This window comes from Fibrella aestuarina BUZ 2, from assembly GCF_000331105.1.
Lineage (GTDB): Bacteria > Bacteroidota > Bacteroidia > Cytophagales > Spirosomataceae > Fibrella > Fibrella aestuarina.
The window spans coordinates 5,561,408-5,583,869 of sequence record NC_020054.1 but is presented as its reverse complement, the minus strand read 5'-3'; the positions used below and the strand labels follow the sequence as shown (position 1 = coordinate 5,583,869).

Here is a 22,462-nt window from a genome sequence, read left to right as displayed (position 1 = left end):
CCCGCTAAAAATTCGTACCTTTGCGGCCTGAATTCAGCCACAACGTATACGAATGGTATCAGTATCAAACGTCTCGCTGCGCTACGGCAAGCGCGTGCTCTTCGACGACGTCAACATAAAATTTGCCCCCGGTAACTGCTACGGCGTGATTGGGGCCAACGGAGCCGGTAAATCAACCTTTTTGAAAATCCTGTCGGGCGAAATTGAGCCGCAGACAGGTAACGTCAGCATTGGCACCGGCGAACGGATGTCGGTGCTGAAACAGAATCAGTTTGCCTTCGATGAATTCCCCGTGTTGCAAACGGTGATTATGGGCAATCAGCGCCTGTACGACATCATGCAGGAGAAAGACGTGCTGTATGCCAAGACCGATTTCTCGGATGCTGATGGCGAACGCGCCGCCGAACTGGAAGCCGAATTTGCCGAGATGAATGGCTGGGATGCCGAGTCAGACGCTGCCTCGCTGCTGTCGGGGCTGGGTATCCGCGAAGACCTGCACTACACGCTCATGGGTGACCTCAACGCCTCCGAAAAGGTGCGCGTGCTGTTGGCGCAGGCCCTGTTTGGCGACCCCGACATTCTGCTGCTCGACGAACCGACCAACAACCTCGACGTTGAATCGAGCATCTGGCTGGAAGGGTTCCTGGCCAATTTCAAGAACACTGTGATCGTCGTTTCCCACGACCGTCACTTCCTCGATCAGGTGTGTACGCATATCGTGGATATCGACTTCGCGAAGGTGAAGATGTATGCCGGTAACTACACGTTCTGGTATGAATCGAGCCAATTGGCCCTGCGTCAGCGTCAGGATCAGAACAAGAAGGTTGAAGACAAGCGGAAAGAACTGGAAGAGTTTATCCGGCGCTTTTCGGCCAACGCCTCGAAGTCGAAGCAGGCCACAAGCCGGGCCAAATTGCTCGAAAAACTCACCATCGACGACATTCAGCCGTCGTCGCGGAAATACCCGTACATCCACTTCAAACCCGAACGCGAACCTGGCGATCAGATCCTGACGGTCGAGAACCTGACCTACACGGGCGAGGATGGGCAGAAGCTGTTTGAAAACGTGTCGTTCTCGATGGGTCGGCAGGATAAAATCTTCCTGTACAGCCGCGACAGCCTGGCCGTTACGGCCCTGCTCGATATCCTGGCGGGCGTGAAGCAGCCCGACTCAGGTACGTTCAAATGGGGGGTTACGATCACGAATTCCTATTTCCCCAACGATACGGGCCGCGACGCCTACTTCCAGGATGTCGACCTGAATCTGGTCGATTGGCTGCGGCAGTTCTCGGCGGAAAAAGACGAGAGCTTCATTCGCGGCTTCCTGGGCCGGATGCTGTTTTCGGGCGAAGAGTCGCTGAAGAAAGCAACGGTGCTGTCGGGGGGTGAAAAAGTGCGGTGCATGCTCTCGAAAATGATGCTGTCGGGCGCCAATGCCCTGCTGCTCGATGAGCCGACCAACCACCTCGACCTGGAATCGATCGAAGCCGAAAACCGGGGGCTGATCGAGTTCAAAGGCCCGGTGCTGTTCTCGTCGCATGACCATCAGTTCGTGCAGACGATTGCCAACCGCATCATCGAGCTGGCGCCCAACGGTATGCTCGACAAACTTATGACTTACGACGAGTTCATCTCCGACCCGCGTGTGAAGCAGCAGCGCGAGGAACTCTACGGACAAACTGTTTAACTAAAATCTGTTTGACGTTTATTGTTTAACGTCGCTGGCGCACGAATCGACGCGTTAGCAACACCAACCGTTAGACAGTAAACGTCAAACTTCCTTCTATGAAAGCGATAATGAACACCGACCGGGGCTCGATGACCATCGAATTCTTCGAGAAAGATGCACCCGGTACTGTTGCCAACTTTGTTAAGCTAGCCAAATCGGGCTTTTACGATGGCGTTCTGTTTCACCGCGTCATTCCGAACTTCATGATTCAGGGGGGCGACCCCACCGGCACCGGCGCGGGTGGTCCCGGCTACAGCATTCCCTGTGAGCTGACCGGCGACAACCAGTACCACGACCGGGGTGTGCTGAGCATGGCGCATCGGGGCCGCAACACGGGTGGTTCGCAGTTCTTCATCTGCCATAACCGCCAGAACACCGCCCACCTAGACCGGAACCACACGGTATTCGGTAAGGTGACGGAAGGCCTCGACGTGATCGATCAGATCAAGCAGGGCGACAAAATCCAGTCGATCCAGATCACGGAGGAAGCCGCTGCCTAGGTACGTTGCTTTTTGCCGAAAAGGGCGTTACAGCTAGCTGTAACGCCCTTTTTTGTTGCTGGGTACGTTGAGTGCCAGTCAGAGGCGTTTAATGATAACAACCCGATCGACCACACCGGCGGGCGCACGCAGCGGCTGTCCGGCAACCAGTTTCTCGGTGGCGACGAGCTGCCCGGTCTTTGCATCAATCCACTGCGCTGAATAGTTGCCTGTGGGCAGCGACAAGGTAAGGGGATACGACCGAGTGGCGAGGGTTTCGCAGTAGATCGCCCAGCGCGTTTTGCCGTTGCTCATGGCCCAGGTTTGCGTACCTGGGGCCGCTTTCACAACGGTGTAGTCGGGTTGAAGCTGAACAATAACCAACTCCTCGACAAACGACTTCAACACGCGGAGTTGGGCCCTCAATGCGGGACCGCCACCGCCCGGCGACGTACCCACGGTATCGCGCCCGGTCTCGTGACCAACTGAATACGAATAATCGAGTTGGTTGAAAAGGCCACCCCCGCTCATCAGGAAGCGCCAGGCCTGTCGCCGGTAAGTCGAGTCGGCCTGACCGGCAAAGCCGGTTTCGTTGAAGCCAATTACCTTGTTGAGGTGTGCATTAACCCGCACGGCTTCAGGCGATGCGTAGTGAAACGTGAAGATCGAAACGGCGGGGTCAGGATCGGTGATGGGGTAGTCGAAGTTGCTGATATTCTGCGCGATCAGGTGGCGGTTGATCAGCTTCTGTTCCTCGTCGACGATCCAGGAAGCCACACGTCGCTGCCAGTCGGCCGAGCGTTGCGATACCACCTGTAGCGTAGCGCGCCAATCGGTGGGTGGGCCATAGGCGTTCCGCATTCTGACCACATCTGATTGATCGGCCCAGGGTTCATTCTGAATTTCGAAGTAAAAGTTGTCGAACGGATTCAACTGATGCACCAACTCGCGCACATACTGTTCCTGGAAGGTCAGGATATTGCCGTTTTCCAGCGTGTTCACCTTCGCCGAAGCTATGGAATCGGTCTGGTTGATGTTGTTGGCCGGGTTGAAGGGGCTGTACGCCCAGCCATCGGCATAGTGCGACGAGAACAAAACCACCTCAACGATGATGCCCAATTGGCGGGCCTGCGTCATGAAGTCGAACAGGCGGGCCGAATAGGCATCATTCCAGGTGGTCAGATCAAACTTATTGCCGCCTAACGCATAGCCCGGCTGATGGCTGCGTCGCCAGGGCAGCAGTAGTTGCCCGTTGGCCGGTGCCAGCGAGTTTTTCTGAATGCCAAAATCGCCTAATTTCTCGACATACGCCCCCATAAACAGGCGCGTGGTATTGAGGCCGTCGGCGGCGAGCGCGCGCAGGTACGTTCGGTAATCAAAATCGAGGTTGATGAGCGCCCCATAATGTTCGCCGGAACCAACCAACACAAGCGGATTACCCCGATAAGCCAGGTAGTGCGGGTTGGGACTGTAGAGCCGCAGGCCGTTGGCTGATTGGGCAAGCACCACAAAGGGAAGAAGCCAAAGAAGCAATATCGAAGAGAAACAGACGCGCATACGTGTCAGCAATCAGTCTGATAAGCAGACCTGCCAAGATAACGTACCTGCCCCTGCAATGTGATTGGGCACAAAAAGAAAGAGCCAGATCATCGACCTGGCTCTTTACTGACTATTCCTAAACCCTTAACCTTTTCTACATGAAAAACTAACTTAAACCCTTTCTTGTTCCAAGAACCCAACTAAATCAGTAGAATTTTTAACTACTCATTGTCAGGCAGTTGTGGCTGATCGGCGCTTACTGTCCAGAAATAAGTAAGTATCCGGACGGTATTGGTAGCCTGGGCCAACCACTGTGTGGCGGTAGCGTCGGTTAGCTTGGCTAACTGACCCGTCACCTTAGACGAAGCTTTCAAAAACTCGTCACGCTCGGCGGCTGATAAGCTCAGTACCGATACCGGATTTTGGTTGTACATCGACACGACGGCCATGTACGTTTGCCATTCCGGCTGACGAGTAATCCGGTTGGCCTTCTGCCCGATAAACGAAGCAAACGACTTTTCCGAACCATTAACCAGCAGCGTTCCCGCCGCCTTGCTAGCAGCGGGGCTATCATCAAAATTGGTGGTAGCCGCGCTTGCCGATGCTGTGATTCCTAATCCTAGAATCAACGATGCAAAGATAACACGCGTTTTCATTGTTTTGTTCTATTTTCCTTTTGGTTAAAGAACACACAAAGATCTATCGAAGTTTGAATATTACAAACCAACAGATAGCGCGCTTTAGAATATTGTTCTGAAATAAGCTATTGAATTCGCGAATCAAAAGCGAAAATTTTATTAAAATAGATATTTTGACAAAATATTATATGGGTCATTTGACGATAGTCATCCAGTTTGTACTTTTTCAAGAATAGTGAAAATTCTTTATTAAGTACAATCATTGGTTGTAATTATTCATCGTCTGCTGTATGCCCATAGTGCAAAAACTGACGGCCATCTCACCCGCCCGGTCCAAAACCGCGGGTAACTCGCTCAATTCGGGCTCCGGAAACTCACCCAAAACAAAGTCGACCTGTCGGCCGCGGGCAAAATCATTCCCGATCCCAAAGCGGAGGCGGGCATATTGTTGGGTGGCCAGCACTTCGTCGATGTGGCGTAGTCCGTTATGCCCACCGGGTGAGCCTTTCGGTTTCAGGCGCAGTTTGCCGAAGGGCAAATCTTTGTCGTCGGTGATGATGAGCACATTCTCCAGGGGAATGTTTTCCTGTTTCATATAATAAGACACCGCCTTGCCGCTCAGGTTCATGAACGTAGTGGGTTTGATCAGGAACAACTGTTTACCCTTGTAGCTCCATTTGGCCGTATAGGCCAGTCGGTTCATTGTAAAGGAAAAGCCATGCTGGGCGGCCAGTCGGTCGAGCACCATAAAGCCCGCGTTGTGCCGGGTCAGAGCATATTCGGGGCCAATGTTACCCAAGCCCACAATCAGGAATTTCATAGCGAATGAGACAGAGCGCTGTATAGTCCGCTGCTGCGGTTACAACGGTATAACTTTATTTACCCGGCAAATTTCTACTTTTAATGCATGAATCAGAAACGTCTTGTACTGGCCAGTCCACTGCTTGAAATTGTTATTAGCCGCCTTAGTCAGGAACTGATTGAGAATCACACTGATTTTGCTAACTCCGTAGTGCTGGGCCTGCAACCCCGCGGGATTTACTTTGCCGAACGGGTCGTGCGTGAACTGAACCGCGCCCTGGGCAAGGATGTACCGCTGGGCTATCTGGATGCGACTTTCTACCGCGATGATTTCCGCCGCCGCGACTCCCCGCTGCGCGCAAACACCACCCATGTGCCGTTCCTGCTGGAAGGGAAGCGGGTTATTCTGATCGACGACGTAATGGCGACGGGCCGGATGGTACGCGCTGCGCTGGACGCCATGACGGCTTTCGGGCGCCCTGCCAAAGTAGAGTTGATGGTGCTGATCGACCGGCAATACAACCGCGATTTACCCATTACACCCGACTACATCGGGCAGCGGGTACACACGCTCGACACCCAGCGGGTGCTGGTCGAATGGACTGAACAGGGCGCCGAACAGGACCGAATCTGGCTCATTGACCCGCAATAAAAAAGGCAACCGTCAGTCGACGGTTGCCTTGGTTTGTTTATCCGACGAAAGCCGCCGGACGGGTCATTAGGCAATGGCGATTTGCTTCACTTCGGGCTTCGGCTCTTCCATCTTCGGCAACTCAACCGACAGAATACCGTCGGTGTAGGTGGCTTTGATGCCTTCGGCGTTCACCGTTTTGGGTAACCGGAAGCTCCGCTCAAACGACTGGAACGCAAATTCTTTGCGAACGTAATTATCGTTGGTTTCTTCCGTGTTTTTCTCATGTTTGAAGCTGATCGTCAATACGTTCTGGTTCAGCGACAAACCGAAATCTTCTTTTTTGGCACCGGGAGCAGCCACGTCAATCTGGTAGGCGGCTTCCGTATCTTTCACGTTAACGGCTGGCGTGGTCAGCGTAGGCTGAGCGTAGCGGGTTACGTAAGGGCGAGTCATCAATGAAGGACCGAAAAAAGTGTCGAGCAACGTCGGCATGTTGTTTACGCGAGCTAAGGTGTTCATAGTTGTGTTGGTTAACTGCATTCATAAGCAGGATACCATCCTTTAGTCAAATCATGTACCACTCGCTTTTGTCGGTCAAAATGGCCGATTTTTTGGCTTTCGCCCATCTTTTAAGGTCAAAATGGCAGTATAGGCGCTGTCATTCTGGTTGAGATGGGTACGTTGACACGCGTTTTATGATTAGTTATACTTAGAGTTCTTAGAGGGTTTATACGCCAAATTGTATATGAACAATTTGGGTGGCAAGGCCGTAACACGTACTTTTAAAGGTCATTAACTAATAAAAGTCTCCGTTTTCTTAAAGATCTTGCAATCCATGAAAATTTTTACTAGGCTGGTAGTTGGCTTGCTTGTTTGTGTGTCGCTACAAAGCTGGGCACAGCAAACGGCTGTTGACTATTTTGAAAGTGGCGTGACCAAAAGCCGTTCGGGGGATTTCACGGGGGCCCTGCAGGCATTTAGCATGGCCATTACAATGAATCCCGAGAATTCGGCCAGTTATTACAACCGGGGGCTGGCCAAAGCCAACCTGAAAGACCACCGGGGGGCAGTGCTCGATTATGACCGGGCCATCGATTTGAACCCAAAAGATGCCCTGGCCTTTCTGAGCCGTGGCGTCAGCAAAAGCAAACAGGATGATCACCGCTCAGCGCTGCTCGATTTCAACCGGGCTATCGAACTGAACCCCGACGACCCGCAGGCCTTTTACAACCGGGGTGCCAGCCGCAGCCGCCTGGATCAGAACCGGGGCGCCTTGCAGGATTTCTCCCGCACACTTGAACTGGACCCTACCAACCAGGCGGCTCTTTACGCGCGGGGCATTACCCGGCAGCGCCTAGCGGAGTACACGAGCAGTCTGGCCGATTTTACACGACTGATTGAACTGAATCCCAAACGAGCGCAGGCCTATGCCGCACGGGCGGCTTCGCGGCTGGAATTGAATGACTTTGCCGGTGTGATTACCGATTGTAATAAAGCCATCGAACTGAATCCCGACGATGCCGAGTCGTTGCTGAACCGGGGGTATGCCAAAAGCAAGCTGGAAGACTACAAAGGGGCCAACTCCGATTACGACAAAGCCGTCACGCTTGATGTGAATAGCTTCCGGGGCTACTACGGCCGGGGCTTCTGCCGCAGTAAGCTGGGTGATCAGAAAGGCGCGATTGCCGATTTCAACCAGGCGATCGAAGTGAAAAACAGCAACGTTGAAACGAAGGTGTACTACAGTGGGCGCATTAGCCACGACAAGCTGGACGAACTGCGGGGCGTTGTGCAGGAGAAAAACAAGATCAACGAATTGTCGGCCGAGCGGTCGGAAGCGTATTTCAGCCGCGCCGTAAGCCGTAACAAACAGGGTGATGTGAAGAATGCGATTGCTGATCTGAACCGCTCAATCGAACTGAACCCAACCTACTCGGAAGCTTATTTCACGCGGGGGATGATCAAATCGGCACAGAACGATCAGAAAGGGGCCGTTCAGGATTGCAACAGCGCGATCAAACTGAACCCGCGCTATGCGGAGGCCTACTACATCCGGGGCGTGATCAAGCACGCACTGGGTGACGAAAACAGCGGTTGCCTCGACCTGTCGAAAGCGGGTGAACTGGGGTACACACCAGCCTATAAAGTGATCAGCGATTTCTGTAATTAGTATAAGTCTGGCAAGTCGTAGAAATAAGAGTCCGAAGTCTGGAAAGTCGGTTTAAGTACTGTGCGTAGGCAACAGGTAAACCGTCTTTCCAGACTTCGGACTCTTATTTCTACGACTTGCCAGACTCGTTTATTCAAACCGCAAGTGCTTCACCGATTCGCCGGAAGAGGCGAGTTCATTGAGGGAGTCGATCCCGATCTGCAGGTGTTTCTCCACGAAGTTGGCCGTCACGCGCTTGTCGCTCTCTTCGGTTTTCACGCCTTCGGGCACCATCGGGTTATCGGATACCAGCAGTAAGGCCCCGTGGGGGATGGAGTTGACGAAACCCACCGAAAAGATCGTGGCCGTCTCCATGTCGATCGCCATTGCCCGGGTGTCGCGCAGGTACTCTTTAAAGGCTTCGTCGTGTTCCCAGATGCGCCGGTTGGTCGTGTACACGGTGCCGGTCCAGTAGTCGAGCTCGTGGCGTTTGATCATCGACGAGACGGCCCGTTGCAGCCGGAACGAAGGCAGAGCCGGAATCTCGGGGCGCATGTAATCGTTGCTCGTCCCTTCGCCGCGAATGGCCGCGATGGGGAGAATCAAATCGCCGAGCTGGGTACGTCGTTTCAGACCACCGCACTTGCCCAGAAACAGCACCGCCTTGGGGCTGACAGCCGCCAACAGATCCATGACGGTGGCCGCCATGGCGCTACCCATCCCGAAATTGATGATGGTAATGTTGTTGGCCGTTGCCGTTTGCATCGCCCGACCCATGCCATAAATCTCTACGTTATGCATCTGAGCAAACAGCTCAACGTAGTTGATGAAGTTGGTCAGCAAGATATACTCACCAAACTGCTCGATGGGCGTGCCCGTATACCGGGGAAGCCAATTCTGAACGATTTCGTCTTTGGTTTTCATGAAGTGGGAGTCAGGGGGTATCTTCGTGTATGGACGCGCTGAACCTGCCCGAATTTGACTGTAAACTTACGCAGATCGACGGCAAACCCTATGTTTTCGATTTGTTACGCCGCAAGTACGTCCGGCTGACGCCCGAAGAATGGGTACGTCAGCACGTCATCAATCTGCTGGTTGTGCATTACCGATACCCCAAGGCGCTGATCCGATCGGAGGGGGGGCTGTCGTTGAACGCCACCCAGAAACGAACCGATCTGCTGGCCTTTTCGCGCGATGGTAAACCGTATCTGCTGGTTGAGTGCAAGGCGTCGCACGTCGACCTGACGCAGGCGGTGTTTGATCAGGCTACGCGCTACAACCACGTGCATCAGGCTCCCTACATTGTGGTGACCAACGGCCTGACGCACTACTGCTGCCAGGTGTGCCACCAAACGGCTTCGGTTAACTTCCTCGACGATTTCCCGTTTTATGATCAATAGGGTGCGGGTGAAGGGGCTGATTGGCCGCTTTGCCCATGTCTTGTCCAAAAAAATACGCACAACATGACAGGACAACCCGTTATTTTACCGATCAACAACGCATAATCAACAGAGTATCCGTGGAAGAAAAATACGAATCGCTCGCGCTGGAGCAGGCGGAAGGCGTGCTGACGCTCACGCTGCTGGGACCGGGTAAAGGCAATGCCATGGGCCCGGCATTTTGGGACGAATTGCCCCGTGCTATCGAGGCCATTTCGGCGATGGATGAGGTTCGGGTGGTGGTGATCCGCGGCAGCGGCGACCATTTCTCGTATGGCCTCGATCTGAATCAGATGATGCCCCGCATGGCCGCTATGATAGGCGATCCCCAGCAAACCGATCGGCGGCAGGAATTGGTGACCATGATTCGGCAGATGCAGTCGGGTTTTCAGAAAATTCACGAGTCGCCCAAGCCTTTCATTGCAGCAGTACACGGCTGGTGCATTGGCGGCGGGCTCAACCTGATTTCGGCGGCCGATATCCGGCTGTGCTCTGCCGACGCTAAATTCAGCCTGCGCGAAGCCAAGCTGGCCATTACGCCCGACATCGGCGGGTTGCAATGGCTGCCCCGGATCGTGGGCGAAGGCGTTACGCGCGAAATGGCCTTTACCGCTGGCGACTACGACGCGGCCTTTGCCCTTCGCACGGGACTGGTCAACCACGTGTTCGATTCGCCCGAGCAACTTTTCCACGAAGCGATGGCAATGGCGCAGACGATTGCCGAAAACGCGGCCTCGGCCGTGCAGGGCGCCAAAAACGTGCTCAACTACGGAATGGGTAAGGGCATCGAAGAAGGCCTCCAGTACGTAGCCGACCTGAACTCCTCTCAACTGCAACTGCCCGATTTCTCAGAAGCGATGCAGGCCACCGCCGAGCGCCGTAAAGCCGCCTTCAACAAGAAAATCAGCCGGGGGTATTGAATGAATAATGGACAATGAATGATGTATACTGACCAATGCGGTTACGCTAACGTAAACCATTGTACATTGTACATTATTAATTGTCCATTCAGCATATCCCATACATTCATGAACACGACAGGCATGCTGCGCGATGATGCGCTGAAAGGAAAAACCATAATTGTTACGGGCGGTGGTACGGGCCTGGGCAAATCGATGACCCGCTACTTCTTGCAACTGGGGGCCAACGTCACGATTTGTAGCCGCCGACAGGCCGTGCTCGACCAAACCGCCGCTGAGCTAACTGCCGAAATGAGTGCACGGGCCGACTCGGGGTCGCCTAGTCCGGGTCAAATCTTGGCGGTGGCCTGCGACGTGCGCGACCCAATGGCGATTGAAAACGTAATTGCTAAAACGGTTGAGCGGTTTGGGCAGATTGATGGCCTGCTCAATAATTCGGCGGGAAATTTTATCAGCCCAACCGAGCGGCTGTCGTACAAGGCGTTCGACGTGGTAGTCGATATTGTGCTGCGGGGTACGTATTACTTCACGCTGGCGGTCGGCAAATATTGGATCGAAAAAGGGATCAAAGGCACGGTGCTGAACATCTCCACGACGTATGCTACCACGGGGTCTGGGTACGTTGTGCCATCGGCGGTAGCTAAGGGCGGGGCATTGATCATGATGAAATCACTGGCCGCCGAGTGGGGCCGCTACGGCATCCGGCTTAACGCCATCGCGCCGGGGCCTTTCCCAACTAAAGGGGCTTGGGATCGGCTCTTTCCCGAGCCGCTGATGAAACTGATGGACCCAACCAGCCGCATTCCGCTGAAGCGCGTGGGTGAGCATCAGGAACTGGCCAACCTGGCGGCTTATCTGCTGTCGGATTTCTCTGGGTACGTTACAGGTGAGTGCATCACCATCGACGGCGGCGAAGTACTGTCGGCCGGGGAGTTCAGCCACCTTGAGCAGGTCACGCCCGAGCAGTGGGACATGATCGGCGAGAGCATTAAGCAGGCCAACCGCGAAAGCAAGAAAGAAGGCCAGAACTCATAACCGTCGTAGGAAAAATAGCGCGGCGCTGGGCCCGATGCAGGTACGTACCTACGTCGGGCCCAGCGCCGTTTGTCGTGTTTCAAACGTCAGGCTAGCTCTTTACCCGGCCCTGTTCGGCTTCGGCACCGCCAGTTTTGCGCGGGGCGAGCGTTTTGCCATTGCTGAACCGGTACGACAGCGCCACCGTGGCCACGCGGCTGTCGAGCAGGCTATACCAGCGGGCTGTCGAGTTGGCGATGCTCAGGATCGTGCCGCCGGGCTGATTGGTGTAGAACAGATCGCTCACCGACATTTTGAGCGTCCCTTTCTCGGCCCACAACCGTTTGGAAGCCCCCACCCGAACGCTACCCACGGGAATGAGCACAAACTGCCCCGTGTAGACCTTCGTCTGATACGTACCAGCCACCTCGGCGCTCCATGATTTACTCAGCTGAAACAGGTTGGTTGGGGCCACGTACCAGTAGGCCCCCGAGTTGTTGAGAAGCTGGTTGTAGAGCGTGGCCTGAAACGCGTTGTGCGTTACTTCCGTGTACAGTTGCAGCGTCCACCACTTGGCGAGTTGAAAACTGCCGTTCATCGCCACGCCGTAGCTCGTGAGTTCACCGATGTTGCCGGGGCGGCTGTAGAAGATGTTATTGCCCTGCGCGTTGATGCCCTGTTCGATCGTTTCCGTGACCACATCGCGCGTGCGGCTGTAGCGCAGCACCGTCGTCAGCTTGTTGTTGTAGGCGTGGTACAGTTCCAGATTGTTGGAGAACGTGGGCCGCAGAAACGGGTTGCCGCCGTAGAGCGTAAACAGGTCGAGTGGGTACGTAAACGGGTTCAGACTCTGGTAGTCGGGCCGGTCGATGCGCCGCCCGTAGTTGACGCTGATCAGGTGCTTCCCCGCTTTGTCGAGCTTGTAGTTGGCGTAGAACGTCGGGAACAGGCTGTTGTAGGTACGTGTAAACGACGAGTCGCGCCGGGTGATGTTGCCGGTCTGATCGCCCCGGATGGCCGTATTCTCGAACCGCAAACCAGCCTGTACCGAAAATCGTCCCTGGCTGAGGGCGTAGTTCATGTAGGCCGCGTTGATGGTTTCGTGGTAGGCAAAGCTGTTGGTAAACGTGTAGTTGGGCAGGCGTTCACCGTCGACCACATCGAAAAACTCGGCGACGTTGCTGGTTACGATCTGGCTGCGTTTGGCACCGGCTTCAAACCGCTCGCCCGCCCGAAGCGGGTGCGTGTAATCAAGTTTGGCGGTCTGGATGGTGATGTTGGTCGGCAGGGTCGATTCGAGCAGGCTCTGCCCCACGGGCTGGCCGGGCGTGAAAATGGTGTTGCTCAACGACTGATCCTGCATGGACCGGTACGTAATCAAATCGACGTTGCCCGATAGCTCGCGCCCGGTGGTATCGAAGCGGTGCGTAGCGTTGAGGTTAACGCTGCCGTTGCGCAGGAGCAGGTCGCGGTTGGCCAATGCTTCCACGCGGCCCGTCACGGCGTCGGTTGGGCTGCTGATGGTAGCGTTGTTGGTGATGGGCGTCAGGTTGCGGTTGCGAAAGCCGCTTAGCACCACGCCCAGCGTTGTTTTGTCGGATACGTACCAATCCATGCCAACTTTCAGATTGGCGCTGTTCAGAGCCCGTTTGAAATACGAATTCTGTGTAAAGTTGGACTGCAACTGCCGGGTAGGCGTGAAATATGACCGCCAGATGGTCAGGTCCTGATACGTGCGGTTGGTGTTGACGCTGAGGTTGGTGAAAAAATTGAGCTTGTTGACGCGGTAGTTCAGGTTAGCGCTGTTGTTACTGCGCAGGTAACGCCCCTGTCCGTACGACACACTCGCGCCCCCGTTCAGCCCTTTGACGGTCGTTTTCTTCAGCCGGATGTTGATCACCCCCGCGTTGCCGGCGGCGTCGTAGCGGGCGGGTGGGTTGGTCATGATTTCGATACTGGCTACCGCCCCCGACGACAGCGAACGTAAGTAATTGGCCAGATCGTCGGCCGAGAGGTAGGTCGGCTTGTCGTCAATAAAGACAACCACCCCTGACCGGCCCCGTAGGCTAATCACTCCGTTGGCATCGACCTGAATACCGGGCGACTTTTCGAGTACCTCAAGCAGGTTGGTACCGGCGTTGGTGATGAGGGCGTCGGGGTTGATAACCAGCCGGTCGAGGCGCTGTTCCACAAACGGCTTCTTGGCCACAACCGTTACCGCGTTCAACGTCTGGTCGGCGGGGCGCAGCGTAATCGGCGGGAGCGTCTGCTGGCCCATGGCCGTGTCGACCGTGATCAGGGCGCTCCGATAGGGCTGGTAACCGACGTGGCTGATGGCCAGCCGGAACGTACCTGGCTTCAGGCCCGTCAGCACAAACGCACCGTTGGCCTCCGATACGGCCGCTTTCACAAACGTCGAATCCGCAGCGCGAAGCATCGTCACGACGGCCCCGTCGAGGGGTGTCTGGTCGGCTGACAGCAACGTACCTGAAAGGCTGCTCCGTTGGGCCTGTACGGGCACCGACAGGCCTATTGCCAGCAGGACCAGCAAGCTGAGTAAACGGGTAGGCATAAAGTGGCTGGATTAGATAGTTGCGCGAAATACCGGCTTGATTTACACCCGTTTATCGATAGATACGGAAACGGTCAGAATCGGCGATGAATGGCAGACGACCAGCGCACCAGGCCGCTAGAACCGCTCCAGCACCATGGTAGTACCGTCGAAAACGCCGTACGTGCGGGCGCTGACCCACTCGCCGAGGTTGATGTACCGGCTGCTGGGCGTCACGGCCAGATCGAGCGGGAGGTGGCGGTGGCCGAAAATGTAGTAGTCGTGGTGTTGCTGGCTCTCCACGGCCTGGCAGTAAAGCCAGAGCCATTCGCGCTCTTCGCCCAGAAACTGCTCCTCGCCTTTCTTGCTGTTGCTCACCCGGCTCCGGCGCGACCAGGCCTGTGCCAGCCCAACGCCCAAATCGGGGTGAATCCAGCGGAAGGCCTGTCGGGCCAGTGGGTTCTCGAATACCTTCTTCAACTGTTTGTAAACATGATCGCCAGGGCCGAGGCCGTCGCCGTGGCCGATCAGAAACCGTTTTTCGCCAAACTGGTAGGAGCGCGGCTGCCGAAACACCGGAATGCCCAGTTCGTCGGTGAAGTACTGGTTCATCCACATATCGTGATTGCCGGTAAAGAGCGTAATCGGGATACCCGCGTCGGCCAGTTCGGCCAGCTTGCCCTGAAACCGGATGAACCCCTTCGGAATGGCGTGTTTGTATTCAAACCAAAAGTCGAAGACGTCGCCCACCAGAAAAATGGCGGCGGCATCGGGCCGAATCAGATCGAGCCAACGCACAATCGCCTGTTCGCGCTCCCGGCTGTGTTCGGCAGGGAACGCCCCCAGATGAAAATCCGATGCGAAATAGATGCGCTGCCCCGGCGCGAGTGGAAGGTGGTCTACGGCGTTCATGCGACACAAAGGTAAGCGTCAGGCGGGCCGCATGCAGTAAACTGTAAACAGTAAACGCCCGAATCAGGTTGATAACCCTGTTACAGGTCTTGCTATGAAAAACTCCATTCTCCCGCTTTCACTGGCCCTATTGGCCCTGGCTTCGTGCCGCCCCAGTACTCAGGATGACGCCAATGACGCCGGCGGAACCGCCAACGCCAAATTGGCCCGCGAGGTTGTCGGTGTACGCATGCTTTCCAACGATGCGAACTACGATGAACCCTGCAATTACCTGGCCGAAGAGTTTATCCGAAACACCTTCAAGCTGGGCGCCACCACCGAAATGGAAAAAGTCGACGGTCCGCGTGGCTGTACGTTCAGTTGGGAAAACAACCAGGTGACCGTCTCGTTCGGATCGGTGAAACCCTACCCGTCGATTTACCACGCCGAATACGTCTTCAATAAACTATATCAGCCCGGCGTGAAGCAGCCCATGGCGATGGCCGACGAAAAGCCCGCCTTGAGTGGCCCTGAGCCGGAAGGTACCGCCGCCGAGCAACCGGCCGAATCGGCTACGGGGACCATCGCCAAACGCGACACCTCGGCCGCCAACGACACCGCTACAACCGTGTCGCGAGTGACAGCCGCCGCCACCAAACTCACCACGCCCGCCGCCAGCACGGGTCGTTTTCTGGCCTACCCGGGTCTGGGCGATAAAGCCGTTTGGGACCCTTCAGCCCGCGTGATGCACGTTCTGCTTAACAACCATATCCTGAATGTACAGGTGAAAAGCAACGCCAAGCCCGCTCAGGCGCAGGCGCAGGCTGCGATCCTGTCCAACGTGATTTTCAACGAGGTGGTGGGTGAACATTTCACCGAGGTAGGCCGGTAAAGGGCTTTCCAGCACTCTCAGTTGATCCGTGATTCCGACGCCCCTTCGCCATGAAGGGGCGTTTTGTTTATGCATGGATTTAGGCGGGTGATACTAAGTAAAAAGTAAGCTTGCCACCGCCGCAAAATCCCTGACAGTGTTGCAATTATGGGGAACGGGCCTATTTTTGACCGACTAACCTCCCGTCATACGTTTGCGCTTTAATGGTGCGCCCATGAGCGGGAATACTAGCCCTAGTTAACCACCCTTATGTTCACGAACAAAACCCCTTGGATTGTCCTGCTGCTGCTCTGGATGGGCGGTTCGACCTGGTGGCACGTCTGCAAAATCAAGCAGCTATGCGGCGACTCACCGCCCAGCGCTACCGCCCCTGTTGCTGCCGCATCGGCTGTCATGCCGTCGCTGATTGTCGTCGACGGTGATAAACTGAACTGGAACGTACCTGGTAATTTCAGCTTTGCCAAGTCGGGTGCTGTCGCCAGTGAAGCAGCCGTGGGCAACACCCTGCAGACGGTGGCCGACTACCTCAAAGCCAATCCGGGGCGGGTGCTGACCCTGACCGGCTATTACCATGCCGACGAGCAGAACACAACCACCCTTGCTAACCTGGGTGTAGCCCGTGCCGAGGGCATTAAGGCGAAACTGGTCGCACTGGGGGTACCGGCTGCGCAACTGGCAACCCGTGGCGTACAGGCTACGGATACGAATCAAATGCCCTATAACACGCCGGGCGACTCGCTCTATGGTGGGTTGGCTTTTGCGTTCGATGGACTGAAGACCGAAGCGGCCCAAGCCGACACGACGGTGGCTGAGAAGCCCAAAACCGAAGAAGCGCTGGCCGAAGCCCAGAAATTCACGTCGGTATTCGAGCCGATCGATCTGTATTTCAAGTTGGGGCAGTCGAACTACATTCAGACCGAGGATACCAAAAAATTCTTCAAGGAAGCCGAAGCTTACCTGAAAGAGCATACTGACAAAAAACTGGTATTGACCGGCCATACCGACGATCGGGGACCGGAAGGGGTTAACCTCGAACTGTCGAAAGCGCGGGCCTCTACCGTAAAGAACCGCCTGACCCGGGCCGGTATCAAAACGGATCAGATCGAGGTAAACGCTAAGGGGGAAACCGAACCTAAAGAGTCGAACGCCACCCTGGAAGGCCGCAAAGCCAACCGCCGCGTAACCGTTGTCGTTCAATAAGCGCATCCATCACCTCTACTTTTGCACAGCTATGTTTGAGATGAACCCTTTAAGTTTCCCCGATGCGACCCTTCAGCACGCGATCATGCTGTTTGTGGCGGGCACGCTCGGGTTTATTATCGGTTATGTGTCCCGCAAAGGCCTGATTGCCCAACTGGAAGGCGACTTGGCCAGTACTGAACGTGAACTGGCCGACTGCCAGCGCGTACCGGCGGCCCCCGCCGATCAGGAAGCGGTAATTCTAAACCGGGTACGGGCGCGGGCCGGGGAGCTCGATTTTGGGCGCATTGGCCTTGCCTCCGCTGCCGACGCCGATGACCTCAAAGATATTGTGGGCGTGGGGCCGTTTCTGGAAAAGAAGCTGCATGCCGTCGGTATCTACACGTTCCGGCAGATCGCCAATTTCACCAAAGACGATGTCGATAAAGTCAACGACATCATCGAGTTTTTCCCCGGCCGCATCGAACGCGACGATTGGGTAGGCCAATCGGCCGAATTTGAGCGTAAGAAACGAATGTAGACCGCCTTAACCGCACAAAATACCATGTTTGGATTAGACCCGTTTAGCCGCCCCGTTGCCGTTGCCGAAATCCTGCTGCTTCTGTCGTTGGCTGCTTTTATCGGATGGCTGTTGGGCCGACTTGTCCTGAACGGCCGGATCAATGCCCTTCAGGCCGACATTGCCCAGAAGGAAAGCGAGCTCGAAGACTGCCGTCGGCGCAAAGCCAGTAAACCCGTTGCCCCGCTACAGCCCGTTCGCCCCACGCCGCCCCCCGTCGACAAGCCAGCAGCCCTGCCGGTTGTCGACCCTATCGCGGCGCCTCCCGTTGTACCCGTTATGGCAGCGCCCGTGCTCGATGTGCCGGTCGAAATTGCGCCGGTGGTAGCCGTTTCCGACGTACCCACGGCCAATGTCACTCCCGTTGCACCGCCGTCAACCGCTGGCAATAGCGAAGATGCCGTGCTGAACCGCATTGCCGCCCGCGCGAGCGAAATCAACTTTGACCGGATTGGCCGGGCGACCGCTGCCGACGCCGATGACCTGAAAGACATTGTGGGTGTAGGGCCGTTTCTGGAACGCAAGCTACATAGCCTCGGTATCTACACGTTCCGGCAGGTGGCCAATTTCACGAAGGAAGACATCGACAAGGTCAACGAGATTATCGAGTTCTTTCCCGGCCGCATCGAGCGCGACAATTGGGTGAGTCAGTCGCAGGCTTTTTACGAAAGAAAGTACGGCAGCCGAGCCTAGGACGTACCTGAGCCGGACCAAAGGGGTAGCAACAAGGGTTGTTACCCCTTTGGCTTTTTTGAGGGCGTGCTGGTCAGCAGCATCGTTTTACCCGATTGCAGGTAATCGCAGTCAGGGGCAAGCACGCAGGCTTCACAACGGGGATTGTACCAGGTACAGACGCGCTGACCGTGCCAATAAAAATGCTTGTGGAAATTGAACAATACCGGTGCGTCGGCAGGCAGGTAGCTCAGCAGCAGATCGTGCGCTTTGGCCGCGCTGACTTTTGGGCCAATAGCCCCGATACGTTGCGTTACCCGGTGCACGTGGGTATCAACCGGCAGCACGGGCTTCTGAAACGCAAACAGGAGCAGCAAAGTCGCCGTTTTGGGTCCAATACCGGGTAAGTTCGTGAGCCACTGCATCGCCTCTTCGGTCGACAACTCACGCAGGAAATCAATGTTGGCGGTGCCCCGTTCGGCAATAAGCACCCGTAGCACGTTCTGAATGTAAGGTGCTTTTATTTCGGGGTAATTGGCCGTCTGAATAGCGTCGATCAGGTCGGGCAGCGGTGCATCCCGAACCGCCTCCCAGGTCGGAAATCGCTCGCGCATGGTGCGGTAGGCCGTCACTTCGTTGGCGTGCGTGGTCCGGTGCGACAGAATCGTCCCGATCAACTCGTGCATCGGGTCTTTACGCCCCCGAACCGGCTGAATGCCATACGCCTCGTTGAGCCGTTCGTGCGCCAGTAGCGTTTTCTCCTGTTGAGTCATGCCGAATGAAACTCGGTTACACCGTCAACGGCGGGTTTTACGAGGGAGTGGCACCCGTAGTACCAACAAATTTACTCTTACTGTGCCTCTGCCAAAAGCTGATCGGCCAGCTTGGTTAGGCCTGTGCTGGCGGGTTCGCCGATGAGCGTCAGGTTAGGGCGGCGACGTACCTCCGGCAAATTCGGGTCGACTACGTAGATGGGTACGGTGTCGGGGATAAAATCGACCAGCCCCGCCGCTGGGTAGACGACCAACGACGTACCCACGACGATGAACATATCGGCCGTGATGGCAATGTCGACAGCTTCCTCCATCGTTGGCACGGCTTCGCCAAACCACACGATGTGCGGGCGAAGTTGTGAGCCCTTTTCGCAGGTATCACCCAGTTTGATTTCCCAGCCGTCGATCTCGTAAATGAGCGACTCATCCACCGAACTCCGTGCCTTCGACAGTTCACCGTGAAGGTGTAGTACGTGCGACGAACCCGCCTTCTCGTGCAGCCCATCGACGTTCTGCGTGATGATGGTCACGTCGTAGGCCTCTTCCAGCCGTACCAGCGCCTGATGCCCCGCGTTGGGTTCAACGGTAAGGGCTTGTTTGCGGCGTTGGTTATAGAAATCGAGCACCAGTTCCCGATTACGTCGCCAGGCTTCGGGTGTGGCTACGTCTTCGATCCGGTGGTTTTCCCAGAGCCCATTTGAGTCGCGGAAGGTGGCGATGCCACTTTCGGCACTGATACCCGCCCCCGACAGAACGACGATTTTCTTACGCGTTTTCATAGGAACAAGATACGCAGATTACGGGTCATTGGTAAAGCAAAAGCGCCAGTTTCGGCAGGCTTGGGGCACGATCTGTATCCCATTTGGCCTGCCGAAACTGGCGCTTCGGTCTCACAGTTACCTTTATTTTTTCTTGGCAACGGCTTTCTTCGCCGGTGCTTTAGCGGCGGGCTTGGCCGCGGCTTTTTTCGCCGGAGCCGCTTTCTTGGCTGCCGGTTCGGCCTTGGGGTCTTCACCCGCCAGCTCGAGGCATTTTTCCAGCGTCAGTTCGGCGGGGTCGATGTCTTTCGGCAGGCGCACGTTACGTTTACCCACGGCCAGATACGGCCCATACATCCCGTTGACCACTTTCACTTCAGGCCGTTCGGGGAACTCCTTGATGTATTTGTTGGCCTCGGCGTTGCGCTTCTGCTGAATCAGTTCGATGGCCCGTTCGAGGGTCAGGCCCGCCAACTGTTCGCCTTTGCCCAGCGAAATGTACTTGTCTTCAAACTTCACGTAGGGACCAAAACGGCCTTTGCCCGTAACGACGGGTTTGCCTTCAAACTCACCCAGCGTATCGCTGACGGCCTCGGCCCGCTTCTGCTGAATCAGTTCGATGGCGCGCTCCGCCGTGATGGTGTAGGGGTCATCTTCCTTCGTGAGCGAGACGTATTTGCCGTCGTGTTTCACGTAAGGGCCAAACTTGCCAATGCCGATGGTGAGCGCCTGATCTTCGAAGAAACCCACTTCGCGCGGTAGCGCAAACAGGCTCAGCGCATCCTCGATCGAGATAGTCTCGATCAACTGACCGTCGCGGAGATTGGCGTATTGCGGTTTTTCCTCGTCGGTCGATTCGCCGATCTGCACGTAGGCTCCGTATTTGCCCAGCCGGGCCGACACTTTCTTGCCCGATTTGGGATCGATGCCCAGTTCGCGCGCGCCGGTTTTGAACGACGCCACGTTGGACCCCTGTATCTCTTCTACGTTCTTGTGGAAATCGCCGTAGAAGGCTTCCAGCATCCGCTGCCATTCGAGCTTGCCGCCCGCCACCAGGTCAAATTCCTGCTCAACGTTGGCCGTAAACTTGTAATCAACAATGTCGGGGAAGTATTCGACCAGGAAATCGTTGACCACGATGCCCGTGTTGGTTGGGAAGAGTTTAGCCTTCTCGGAACCATAGGTTTCCTTACCGACTTTCTCCGTCAGGGCGTCGCGTTCCAGCGTGATTTCGCGGAAAGCACGTTCCTGACCGGGTTTATCCTGTTTGGTAACGTACCCACGGTTAATAATCGTCGAGATGGTTGGCGCGTAGGTCGATGGACGGCCGATACCCATTTCTTCTAGTTTCTTCACCAGCGAGGCTTCGGCGTAGCGGGGCTGCGGGCGCGTAAACTTCTCCGACGCTTTCATCTGGCTCAGGTCCAGTTCCTGCCCAATCGTGAGCGGCGGCAACATCCCCTTGGCATCTTCGTCATCCTCATCATCTTTCGATTCAAGGTAGACCTTCAGAAAGCCGTCGAACTTGATCACTTCGCCCTGCGCGATAAGGTCGCTGGGGAAATTCTCGGTCGGGCGACCGGTTGTACGGATGTTGATCGTAACGGTGGTGCGTTCGAGTTGGGCGTCGGCCATCTGCGAGGCAATGGCCCGTTTCCAGATCAACTCATACAGCCGCTTCTGATCGCGATCGGCCCCCGCACTATGGTCGCTGAAATTGGTCGGCCTGATGGCTTCGTGGGCTTCCTGCGCCGACTCGTTTTTGTTCTTGAAATGCCGTTGATGAACGTAGCGCTCATCGAACGCGGCCCGGATCTCGGTCGTCGCTTTCTCGACGGCTTCTTCCGACAGATTCAGAGAATCGGTCCGCATGTAGGAGATCTTACCGGCCTCGTATAGGTTCTGGGCGATCCGCATCGTGCGGTCTACCGAATAACCGAGTTTGCGCGAGGCTTCCTGTTGCAGGGTAGAGGTCGTAAACGGGGGCGCCGGCGACTTTTTGGCGGGCTTCACCTCCAGATTCCGGATCGTGAAGGTAGCCCCAATGCACTGCTCCAAAAAGCTGCGGGCTTCGTCTGCCGTCGCGAAGTTTTTGGGCAGTTCGGCGTTCAGAATTTTGCCGCCATCAACCAGAAACTGTGCTGTTACTTTATAGCTTGATTTGGCGTTGTGCTTGTCGATCTCGCGCTCACGTTCAACCACGAGACGCAACGCGACCGACTGCACCCGGCCCGCCGAGAGGCCCGTACTACCGCCTTTGATCTTACGCCACAGCACCGGCGAGAGCTCGTAGCCCACCAGCCGGTCGAGCACGCGGCGCGCCTGTTGGGCGTTCACCAGATCGAGGTCGATGGTGCGGGGTTGCTGGATGGCTTTCTGGATCGCGTTTTTCGTGATCTCGCGAAAAACGATCCGTTTGGTATTGGATTTCAGGCCCAGCGCTTCTTTCAAATGCCACGAAATGGCTTCGCCTTCGCGGTCATCATCCGTCGCGAGCCAAACCTCATCGGCGTCTTTGGCCAGTCGTTTCAATTCGCTCACCAACTGCTTTTTGTCGGGCGAAATCTGGTAAGAAGGGGCAAAGCCGTTCTTCACGTCGACGGCAAGGCCATCTTTGGGCAGGTCACGAATATGGCCAAAACTCGACCGGACGGTGAAGTCGTGGCCCAGATAGCCCTCGATTGTTTTTGCCTTTGCGGGCGATTCGACAATGACTAGGTTCTTCGACATAAAGTGTCTTTCAGTTGATGATATGGAATACAACTTCGCGTTTCATACGTCGGGTAAATACAGGCTAACAGGATAGGTTGCGGCCAAATATAGA

General features: G+C 55.8%; 21 protein-coding genes. 11 read left to right on the top strand and 10 right to left on the bottom strand.

The window, feature by feature from the left end:
• The first annotated feature begins 52 nt into the window (after positions 1 to 52).
• Both FAES_RS23115 and FAES_RS23110 read left to right on the top strand, forming a co-directional pair.
• On the top strand, positions 53 to 1,687 hold the full coding sequence (locus FAES_RS23115) for an ABC-F family ATP-binding cassette domain-containing protein (protein WP_015333614.1): 1,635 nt from the start codon (positions 53 to 55) through the stop codon (positions 1,685 to 1,687).
• 98 nt (positions 1,688 to 1,785) lie between these two features.
• Complete coding sequence (locus tag FAES_RS23110; protein WP_015333613.1) at positions 1,786 to 2,229, top strand: peptidylprolyl isomerase; 444 nt, start codon at positions 1,786 to 1,788, stop codon at positions 2,227 to 2,229.
• A 78-nt stretch (positions 2,230 to 2,307) separates the two neighbouring features.
• Here the strand turns inward: FAES_RS23110 and FAES_RS23105 are convergent, their stop codons facing one another.
• The 3 genes from FAES_RS23105 to pth all read right to left on the bottom strand — a co-directional run bounded on the left by FAES_RS23105 (position 2,308) and on the right by pth (position 5,205).
• Entirely contained in the window at positions 2,308 to 3,741 is a 1,434-nt protein-coding gene (locus tag FAES_RS23105) for a hypothetical protein (protein ID WP_148289434.1), read from the bottom strand.
• A gap of 227 nt (positions 3,742 to 3,968) precedes the next feature.
• Complete coding sequence (locus FAES_RS23100; RefSeq protein WP_229364525.1) at positions 3,969 to 4,376, bottom strand: hypothetical protein; 408 nt, start codon at positions 4,374 to 4,376, stop codon at positions 3,969 to 3,971.
• A gap of 268 nt (positions 4,377 to 4,644) precedes the next feature.
• Positions 4,645 to 5,205: an aminoacyl-tRNA hydrolase gene (gene pth / locus FAES_RS23095; protein WP_015333610.1), complete on the bottom strand. Its 561-nt coding sequence runs from the start codon at positions 5,203 to 5,205 to the stop codon at positions 4,645 to 4,647.
• A gap of 87 nt (positions 5,206 to 5,292) precedes the next feature.
• Here pth and pyrR point away from each other — a divergent pair, with 87 nt between their 5' ends.
• On the top strand, positions 5,293 to 5,838 hold the full coding sequence (gene pyrR, locus FAES_RS23090) for a bifunctional pyr operon transcriptional regulator/uracil phosphoribosyltransferase PyrR (protein WP_015333609.1): 546 nt from the start codon (positions 5,293 to 5,295) through the stop codon (positions 5,836 to 5,838).
• Between the two features lie 66 nt (positions 5,839 to 5,904).
• Here pyrR and FAES_RS23085 read toward each other — a convergent pair whose 3' ends face one another.
• Positions 5,905 to 6,339 carry an Hsp20/alpha crystallin family protein gene (locus tag FAES_RS23085; RefSeq protein ID WP_041258314.1) on the bottom strand — a complete coding sequence of 145 codons (435 nt, stop codon included), beginning with the start codon at positions 6,337 to 6,339 and terminating at the stop codon, positions 5,905 to 5,907.
• Positions 6,340 to 6,655: 316 nt separating this feature from the next.
• On the opposite strand from FAES_RS23085, the gene FAES_RS23080 reads away from it, so the two are divergent.
• A complete protein-coding gene (locus FAES_RS23080) occupies positions 6,656 to 7,990 on the top strand; it encodes a tetratricopeptide repeat protein (RefSeq protein ID WP_015333607.1) in 1,335 nt (444 codons plus the stop codon).
• A gap of 129 nt (positions 7,991 to 8,119) precedes the next feature.
• Here the strand turns inward: FAES_RS23080 and FAES_RS23075 are convergent, their stop codons facing one another.
• Positions 8,120 to 8,893, bottom strand: coding sequence for an AMP nucleosidase (locus FAES_RS23075; protein WP_015333606.1), 774 nt, complete (start codon positions 8,891 to 8,893; stop codon positions 8,120 to 8,122).
• Between the two features lie 29 nt (positions 8,894 to 8,922).
• Here FAES_RS23075 and FAES_RS23070 point away from each other — a divergent pair, with 29 nt between their 5' ends.
• The 3 genes from FAES_RS23070 (at position 8,923) to FAES_RS23060 (ending at position 11,363) form a co-directional block, all read left to right on the top strand.
• A complete protein-coding gene (locus FAES_RS23070) occupies positions 8,923 to 9,369 on the top strand; it encodes a type I restriction enzyme HsdR N-terminal domain-containing protein (protein WP_015333605.1) in 447 nt (148 codons plus the stop codon).
• Between the two features lie 119 nt (positions 9,370 to 9,488).
• Positions 9,489 to 10,328 carry a crotonase/enoyl-CoA hydratase family protein gene (locus FAES_RS23065; protein ID WP_041258313.1) on the top strand — a complete coding sequence of 280 codons (840 nt, stop codon included), beginning with the start codon at positions 9,489 to 9,491 and terminating at the stop codon, positions 10,326 to 10,328.
• 108 nt (positions 10,329 to 10,436) lie between these two features.
• The gene (locus tag FAES_RS23060; protein WP_229364524.1) at positions 10,437 to 11,363 is read left to right on the top strand and encodes an SDR family oxidoreductase; all 927 of its coding nucleotides are present in this window, start codon (positions 10,437 to 10,439) and stop codon (positions 11,361 to 11,363) included.
• 91 nt (positions 11,364 to 11,454) lie between these two features.
• Here the strand turns inward: FAES_RS23060 and FAES_RS23055 are convergent, their stop codons facing one another.
• Both FAES_RS23055 and FAES_RS23050 read right to left on the bottom strand, forming a co-directional pair.
• Complete coding sequence (locus FAES_RS23055; RefSeq protein ID WP_015333602.1) at positions 11,455 to 13,914, bottom strand: TonB-dependent receptor; 2,460 nt, start codon at positions 13,912 to 13,914, stop codon at positions 11,455 to 11,457.
• Positions 13,915 to 14,031: 117 nt separating this feature from the next.
• Positions 14,032 to 14,805: a UDP-2,3-diacylglucosamine diphosphatase gene (locus FAES_RS23050; protein WP_015333601.1), complete on the bottom strand. Its 774-nt coding sequence runs from the start codon at positions 14,803 to 14,805 to the stop codon at positions 14,032 to 14,034.
• Between the two features lie 94 nt (positions 14,806 to 14,899).
• On the opposite strand from FAES_RS23050, the gene FAES_RS23045 reads away from it, so the two are divergent.
• From FAES_RS23045 to FAES_RS23030, 4 genes are all read left to right on the top strand, one after another.
• The gene (locus FAES_RS23045; RefSeq protein ID WP_015333600.1) at positions 14,900 to 15,676 is read left to right on the top strand and encodes a hypothetical protein; all 777 of its coding nucleotides are present in this window, start codon (positions 14,900 to 14,902) and stop codon (positions 15,674 to 15,676) included.
• Positions 15,677 to 15,925: 249 nt separating this feature from the next.
• Positions 15,926 to 16,876, top strand: a complete 951-nt coding sequence (locus FAES_RS23040; protein WP_015333599.1) for an OmpA family protein — start codon at positions 15,926 to 15,928, stop codon at positions 16,874 to 16,876.
• Positions 16,877 to 16,907: 31 nt separating this feature from the next.
• Positions 16,908 to 17,396, top strand: a complete 489-nt coding sequence (locus FAES_RS23035) for a helix-hairpin-helix domain-containing protein (protein WP_015333598.1) — start codon at positions 16,908 to 16,910, stop codon at positions 17,394 to 17,396.
• 24 nt (positions 17,397 to 17,420) lie between these two features.
• Positions 17,421 to 18,128, top strand: coding sequence for a helix-hairpin-helix domain-containing protein (locus FAES_RS23030; RefSeq protein ID WP_015333597.1), 708 nt, complete (start codon positions 17,421 to 17,423; stop codon positions 18,126 to 18,128).
• A gap of 41 nt (positions 18,129 to 18,169) precedes the next feature.
• Here the strand turns inward: FAES_RS23030 and FAES_RS23025 are convergent, their stop codons facing one another.
• The 3 genes from FAES_RS23025 to topA form a co-directional block, all read right to left on the bottom strand.
• Positions 18,170 to 18,880, bottom strand: coding sequence for an endonuclease III domain-containing protein (locus tag FAES_RS23025; protein WP_015333596.1), 711 nt, complete (start codon positions 18,878 to 18,880; stop codon positions 18,170 to 18,172).
• A gap of 77 nt (positions 18,881 to 18,957) precedes the next feature.
• Positions 18,958 to 19,659, bottom strand: coding sequence for an SIR2 family NAD-dependent protein deacylase (locus FAES_RS23020; RefSeq protein ID WP_015333595.1), 702 nt, complete (start codon positions 19,657 to 19,659; stop codon positions 18,958 to 18,960).
• A gap of 123 nt (positions 19,660 to 19,782) precedes the next feature.
• Entirely contained in the window at positions 19,783 to 22,368 is a 2,586-nt protein-coding gene (gene topA, locus FAES_RS23015; protein ID WP_015333594.1) for a type I DNA topoisomerase, read from the bottom strand.
• Between the last annotated feature and the right edge of the window lie 94 nt (positions 22,369 to 22,462).